Here is a 6,833-nt window from a genome sequence, read left to right as displayed (position 1 = left end):
GCCAGCGCCAAGGCCGCCTTCAAGACCTGGCGCAAGACCCCGATCGGCGCCCGTGCGCGCATCTTCCTCAAGTACCAGCAGCTGATCCGCGAGAACATGAAGGAGCTGGCCGCCCTCCTCACCGCCGAACAGGGCAAGACCCTGCCGGATGCCGAGGGCGACATCTTCCGCGGCCTGGAAGTGGTGGAGCACGCCGCCAACATCGGCACCCTGCAGATGGGCGAGCTGGCCAACAACGTGGCCGGCGGCGTGGACACCTACACCCTCAACCAGCCGCTCGGCGTATGCGCCGGCATCACCCCGTTCAACTTTCCGGCGATGATTCCGCTGTGGATGTTCCCCATGGCAATCGCCACCGGCAATACCTTCATCCTCAAGCCGTCCGAGCAGGACCCGATGGTGACCATGCGCCTGGCCGAACTGGCCATGGAAGCCGGTGTGCCGGCCGGCGTGCTCAACGTCATCCATGGTGGCGCCGATGCGGTGAACCTGCTCTGCGACCACCCGGATATCAAGGCGGTATCCTTCGTCGGTTCGACCAAGGTCGGCACCCACGTCTACAACCGCGCCACCCTGAACGGCAAGCGCGCCCAGTGCATGATGGGCGCGAAGAACCACGCCATCGTTCTGCCCGACGCCCACAAGCAGCAGACCCTGAACAACCTCGCCGGCGCCGCCTTCGGCGCGGCAGGCCAGCGCTGCATGGCGCTGTCGGTGGTGATCCTGGTCGGCGAGGCGCAAACCTGGTTGCCGGACCTGGTGGAGAAGGCCAAGAGCCTGAAGATCGGCGCAGGCGTCGAGGCCGGCACCGATGTCGGCCCGGTGGTGTCCTGCGCCGCGCTGGATCGTGTCAGCAGTCTGATCGCCGCCGGCGAGAAGGAAGGCGCACAGCTGGTGCTCGACGGCCGCGACCCTCAGGTGTCCGGCTACGCCAAGGGCAACTTTGTCGGCCCGACCATTTTCGCCGGCGTCACCCCGGAGATGACCATCTACCGCGAGGAGGTCTTCGGACCGGTGCTCTGCGTCGTGAGCGCCGCCACCCTGGACGAGGCCATCGCCTTCATCAACGCCAACCCCAATGGCAACGGCACCGCTCTGTTCACCCGCTCCGGCGCCGCCGCGCGGCACTTCCAGGAAGAGATCGACGTCGGCCAGGTGGGCATCAACGTACCGATCCCGGTACCGGTGCCGCTGTTCTCCTTCACTGGTTCGCGCGCTTCCAAGCTCGGCGACCTCGGCCCGTACGGCAAGCAGGTGGTGCAGTTCTACACCCAGACCAAGACCGTCACCTCGCGCTGGTTCGACGAGGACGAAGTCGGCGGCGCGGTGAACACCACCATCACCCTGAAATAATCAGCCGACGCCGGTGTCTCGCGCACCGGCGCAACGGGAGGCTCTGTCATGCCGTTTGAAACCTTGCTTGTAGAGATCCATGGTCGCGTGGGCCTGATCACCCTGAACCGGCCCAAGGCGCTGAATGCTCTGAACTCGCAAATGATCGATGAACTGAACCAGGCGCTCGACCGCCTGGAGCGTGATCCGGAGATCGGTTGCATGGTCATCACCGGCTCGGCCAAGGCCTTCGCCGCCGGTGCCGACATCAAGGAAATGGTCGATATGACCTACCCGCAGGTGTTCCTTGATGACTTTTTCTCCGCTGCCGACCGCATTGCCGCGCGGCGCAAACCGCTACTCGCAGCGGTAGCCGGCTACGCCTTGGGTGGCGGCTGCGAACTGGCGCTGATGTGCGACGTGATTTACGCCGCCGACACCGCCCGCTTCGGCTTGCCGGAAATCACCCTCGGCGTAATGCCGGGGATCGGCGGCACCCAGCGTCTAGCTCGCGCCATCGGCAAGACCAAGGCAATGGATATGTGCCTGAGCGGCCGACAGATGGACGCCGCCGAAGCCGAACGGACCGGCCTAGTCGCGCGCGTCCTGCCTGCCGACAGCCTGCTGGAAGAAGCCCTAAAAGCCGCCAGCGCAATCGCCGAAAAATCCCTGCCGGCGGCCATGCTGATCAAAGAATCGATCAACTGCGCCTTTGAGGGAGGCCTGGCGGAAGGCGTGCGCTTCGAGCGCCGGGTATTCCACTCGACCTTCGCCAACGCTGACCAGAAGGAAGGCATGCGTGCCTTCGTGGAAAAGCGTACAGCACACTTCAAGCACTGCTAACAGCCCCCCCGTCTCGGCACAAGAGGTCTTCATCATGCACATTGGTTTTCTGGGACTCGGTAACATGGGCGGCCCGATGGCCCTGAACCTGCTCAAGGCCGGCCACAGCCTGACCGTATTCGACCTGTCGCCCACCTCAATGGCGCGCCTGGTGGAAGCCGGAGCCACAGCGGCTGCTTCGCCGACGGCCATCGCCCAGAGCGATGCCGAACTGATCATCACCATGCTGCCGGCTGCGGCGCATGTGAAATCCGTATACCTGGGCGACGACGGTCTGCTGCCCCATGTGCGGCCCGGTGTGCTCCTGATTGACTGTTCCACCATCGATCCGATGAGCGCGCGTGAAGTGGCCAAGGCCGCTGCTGAACGCGGCAGCTCGATGCTCGATGCGCCGGTTTCCGGCGGTACCGGCGGCGCCGCAGCCGGGACTCTGACGTTCATGGTCGGCGGCGCGGCCGCCGACTTTGATCGCGCGCAACCTCTGCTCGCGGCCATGGGCAAGAACATCGTGCACTGCGGTAGCAGCGGCAACGGCCAGGTGGCCAAGGTCGCCAACAACATGCTGCTCGGTATCTCCATGATTGGCGTCGCCGAAGCCATGGCGCTCGGTGTATCGCTGGGTATGGACGCCAAGGTGCTGGCCGGCATCATCAACACCTCGAGCGGCCGCTGCTGGAGTTCGGATACCTACAACCCCTTCCCCGGCGTGCTGGACAGTACCCCCGCGGCACGCGGCTACAGCGGCGGCTTCGGCAGCGACCTGATGCTCAAGGACCTCGGCCTGGCCACCGAAGCGGCCAAGCAGGCGCGCCAGCCGGTGATACTCGGATCCGTGGCCCAGCAGCTCTACCAAGGCTTCAGCCTGCAAGGCCATGGTGGCCTGGACTTCTCCGCCATCATCAAGCTGTACTGCCAGGAGGCCTGAACATGACTGCCGCCGACGCACCCGTACACGTTGCAGTGCGCAACCGCATCGGCCACCTGACTCTCAATCGCCCGAGCGGCCTTAACGCCCTGAACCTGCCCATGGTGCGTCTGCTCCTGCAGCATCTGAATGCCTGGGAACAGGATCCGGACGTCCTCGCCGTGGTGCTGCGCGCCGCCGGGGAGAAAGCCTTCTGTGCCGGCGGCGACATCCGTATGTTGTTCGACAGCCACCAGTCAGGCGACAACCAGCATGAGATCTTCCTCGAGGAGGAATATGCCCTCGACCAATACATCCATGCCTATCCAAAACCCGTACTGGCGCTGATGGATGGCTTCGTCCTCGGCGGCGGCATGGGCCTGGTGCAAGGTGCGTCGCTGCGGGTAATCACCGAACGGGTGAAGATGGGCATGCCGGAAGTGAGCATCGGCTTTTTTCCGGATGTCGGCGGCAGTTATTTCCTGCCGCGCTTGCCCGGCGAACTAGGCATCTATCTGGGCGTCACCGGCCTGCAAGTGCGCGCCGCCGACGCGCTCTATGCGCGCCTGGCCGACTGGTGCCTGCCCAGCGAGCAGATCGCCGAACTGGATCGCTGCCTAGACCAGATGAGCTGGACCACCCACCCGCACGAGGCCCTGCGCACCCTGCTCGCCACCCTCGCCAGCAACAAGCTGCCAGGCGCCGAGCTCAAGGCCTTGCGCCCAGCTATCGATGAATACTTTGCCCTACCCGACCTGCAGACCATTCGCAACGCATTACTGGCCGAGTCCCGCCCCGAATTTCAAGACTGGGCCGAGGAAACCCTCAAGGTGCTCGACAGCCGCTCGCCGCTGGCCATGAGCGTCACCCTGGAACTACTTCGTCGCGGCCGCCAGATGCCGCTGGCCAGCTGCTTCGCCCAGGAACTGCACTTGGACTACCAGTGGTTCGCCAAGGGTGACTTCATTGAGGGAGTGCGCGCCCTGATCATCGACAAAGACAAGAACCCGCGCTGGAATCCGTCCAGCCTGGCCGAGCTTTCCCGCGAGCGGGTGCAAGACTTCTTCAGCGGCTTCAAGCCGGCGGCAGTCCAATCGCGCCGTCGCGTCCTGGCCTGAGCGCCCCACAGAACAAGAGAAACGCCCGATGCACGACCTCGAACTGAGTGAAGAACAACGCATGATCCGTGAGTTGGCCCGCGATTTCGCCCGCGGCGAAGTCGCCCCCCGCGCCCAAGCCTGGGAAAAGGCTGGATGGATCGACGATGCCCTAGTGGCGCAGATGGGCGAGTTGGGCCTGCTCGGCATGGTGGTACCAGAAGAGTGGGGCGGTAGCTACATCGACTACGTGGCCTATGCCCTGGCCGTAGAGGAAATCTCTGCCGGCGATGGCGCCCTCGGCGCGCTGATGAGCATCCACAACTCGGTCGGCTGCGGCCCGCTGCTCAAGTACGGCAGCCAGGCGCAGAAGGACCGCTGGTTGCCAGAGTTGGCCAGCGGCCGCGCCATCGGCTGCTTCTGCCTGACCGAGCCGCACGCAGGCTCCGAGGCGCATAACCTGCGCACTCGCGCCGAACTGCAGGACGGCCACTGGGTGCTCAACGGCGCCAAGCAATTTGTCAGCAACGGTAAGCGCGCCAAGCTGGCCATTGTCTTCGCCGTGACCGACCCCGAACTGGGCAAGAAGGGCCTGTCCGCCTTCCTGGTGCCCACGGATACCCCCGGCTTCGCGGTCGATCGCAGCGAGCACAAGATGGGCATCCGCGCCTCCGACACCTGTGCGGTGACCTTAAGTGACTGCCGCATTCCGCAAGAGAACCTGCTGGGCGAGCGCGGCAAGGGCCTCTCGATCGCGCTGTCCAACCTCGAAGGCGGGCGCATTGGCATCGCCGCCCAGGCCCTCGGTATCGCCCGCGCAGCCTTTGAGGCCGCCTTGGCCTATGCCCGTGAGCGCGTGCAGTTCGGCAAGCCGATCGTCGAGCACCAGAGCATCGCCAACCTGCTCGCCGACATGCACACCCGCCTCAACGCCACGCGCCTACTGATCCTGCACGCCGCGCGTCTGCGCAGTGCCGGTCAACCCTGCCTGTCGGAAGCCTCGCAGGCCAAGCTGTTCGCCTCAGAGATGGCCGAGCGCGTGTGCTCCAACGCCATGCAGATCCACGGCGGCTATGGCTACCTCGAGGACTATCCGGTGGAGCGCTACTATCGCGATGCGCGCATCACCCAGATCTACGAGGGCTCCAGCGAAATCCAGCGCCTGCTGATCGCTCGCGAGCTGGCCCACTATCCGTTGTGATTTCCTTTCGCGCAAGATCACCCTCCCCAGCCGCCCTGAGCTGATGAGATGGTTACCCCGATACCCTGCGAAGGCGACCTTCGCAGGATGTTTTATTTCCGGAGGCCATCGCGATGAGCAACGCAGCAATAGTCGACATTGATTTTGGACATCCCCAGCTCCCACCTACACGCACAGGACAGCTCAGAGTGGGAGGTGTAACGCGAGAAAGCCATCTGCCTACTGGCCAATCTATTGCCTTGTCCGGTAGTCGGTGAGGCCTGTGTCGGCGCCCATTGCCTGACGCGAGAAATCAAAGCGCTGGGGGGGCATGAAGCCAAACCTATTTCACCGCAATTCGTTCTCCCCGTCGTCCAGGGCAACAAGAACGACTTCATCGATGCGCAGGCCATCTGTGACTCCGCCTGGCGCCCTGCCATGCGCATAGTGACAGCCAAGAGCGAAGCCCGACTCCTAACGGCGTTTCCAACCTACGTAACTCAAGCTGTGGGCCGGACTTGGCCATGTCCGCGCCGAGGGTGACACCCACGCCTGGGTGCCCGCTGAATTCGGCCCGGTCGGCGAGCAGCCCTGAAGCGAACGCGAAATCAGCAGGCCGCGAATAGGCCTGCCTACTCCTTTTCAACATTGAAGAGTGCGGCCAGAGTGATCTCGAGCATGGCCCTTTGCAGGGCCAGGTCTTGTGTGTCCCCGGCCTCTTCCCGGCTGACCGTGTACGTCAGCGAGCCCAATGCCCCCATCCACAGCAACTGCGCCGTCTCCCTCGGCGGATACTTCAATAGCCCCTGCGCATGGAACTGGGCCAGGTCGTCAGCCAAGCCTCGCAGGGTATCGGCGACCAGGCTCGGTGGTTCTCCAGCCATAATCTGCTGGATCACTATGCGACACATATTCGGCTCTGAGTAAGCAAACTTCAGGAAGGTTGCCCACCCATCGCGAATCCCCTTGAGCGGCCCCTTCTCTTCGGTGCCGTCGTGATAGGCCTCGGCAACCTGCAGGTAGGTTTCGTCAATCGCAGCCTTGTGCAGCCCCTGTAGATCACCATAGTGGTGGTACAGCGTTGGCGGCGTTACGCCTACCTCCGCGCAAATCGCCCGCATGGTTGCACCGTCGCGTCCCTTGGTACTCAACAGGTGCATTGCTGCACGCAGCAAGTCCTGCTTGATATCGCCATTATCGGGGTCGATCCGACCTTTTCTTTCCAGCTGGCTGGCTGTTGTCAAAGTAACTTCCTCACTACCGTGCTCTATCCAGGGCGATCTCTGCCACTCGCCCGATCAAAGCTGCTGCGAGAAGCCGGTCCGCACAATACCAGCATGAATCACAAGTCAAAACCGCACATCAACACGCAGGTTGAATATTTTTCACCGCGCATGTTGACCACTGACTCTACCGTCAATATATTCACTATATCACCGATATACGACTCAACCTGTGCCGTTGAGCACAGCGGGAC

The 6,833-nt window shown here is 63.4% G+C and carries 6 protein-coding genes; 5 read left to right on the top strand and 1 reads right to left on the bottom strand.

All coding sequences use genetic code 11. The features are described 5' to 3' along the window. The 5 genes from E8F12_RS11325 to E8F12_RS11305 form a co-directional block, all read left to right on the top strand. Positions 1-1,353 (top strand): CoA-acylating methylmalonate-semialdehyde dehydrogenase (locus tag E8F12_RS11325; protein WP_280324638.1); only part of this gene is annotated, 1,353 nt, incomplete at its 5' end. Between the two features lie 48 nt (positions 1,354-1,401). Continuing rightward, positions 1,402-2,175 (top strand): enoyl-CoA hydratase, encoded by a 774-nt coding sequence (locus E8F12_RS11320; protein ID WP_280325327.1) that lies wholly within the window; start codon positions 1,402-1,404, stop codon positions 2,173-2,175. Between the two features lie 34 nt (positions 2,176-2,209). Further along, the gene (mmsB, locus tag E8F12_RS11315; RefSeq protein ID WP_280325326.1) at positions 2,210-3,100 is read left to right on the top strand and encodes a 3-hydroxyisobutyrate dehydrogenase; all 891 of its coding nucleotides are present in this window, start codon (positions 2,210-2,212) and stop codon (positions 3,098-3,100) included. A 2-nt stretch (positions 3,101-3,102) separates the two neighbouring features. After that, positions 3,103-4,197 carry an enoyl-CoA hydratase/isomerase family protein gene (locus E8F12_RS11310; RefSeq protein ID WP_280325325.1) on the top strand — a complete coding sequence of 365 codons (1,095 nt, stop codon included), beginning with the start codon at positions 3,103-3,105 and terminating at the stop codon, positions 4,195-4,197. Positions 4,198-4,225: 28 nt separating this feature from the next. Further along, a complete protein-coding gene (locus E8F12_RS11305; protein WP_280325324.1) occupies positions 4,226-5,377 on the top strand; it encodes an acyl-CoA dehydrogenase family protein in 1,152 nt (383 codons plus the stop codon). A gap of 611 nt (positions 5,378-5,988) precedes the next feature. Here E8F12_RS11305 and E8F12_RS11300 read toward each other — a convergent pair. Next, on the bottom strand, positions 5,989-6,600 hold the full coding sequence (locus E8F12_RS11300) for a TetR/AcrR family transcriptional regulator (protein ID WP_280325323.1): 612 nt from the start codon (positions 6,598-6,600) through the stop codon (positions 5,989-5,991). Positions 6,601-6,833: the final 233 nt, after the last annotated feature.

Source organism: Pseudomonas sp. BN102 (genome assembly GCF_029871245.1).
GTDB lineage: Bacteria > Pseudomonadota > Gammaproteobacteria > Pseudomonadales > Pseudomonadaceae > Metapseudomonas.
Note: the sequence above shows the minus strand (reverse complement) of the source record. Positions and strands in the feature narration are given on the sequence as shown.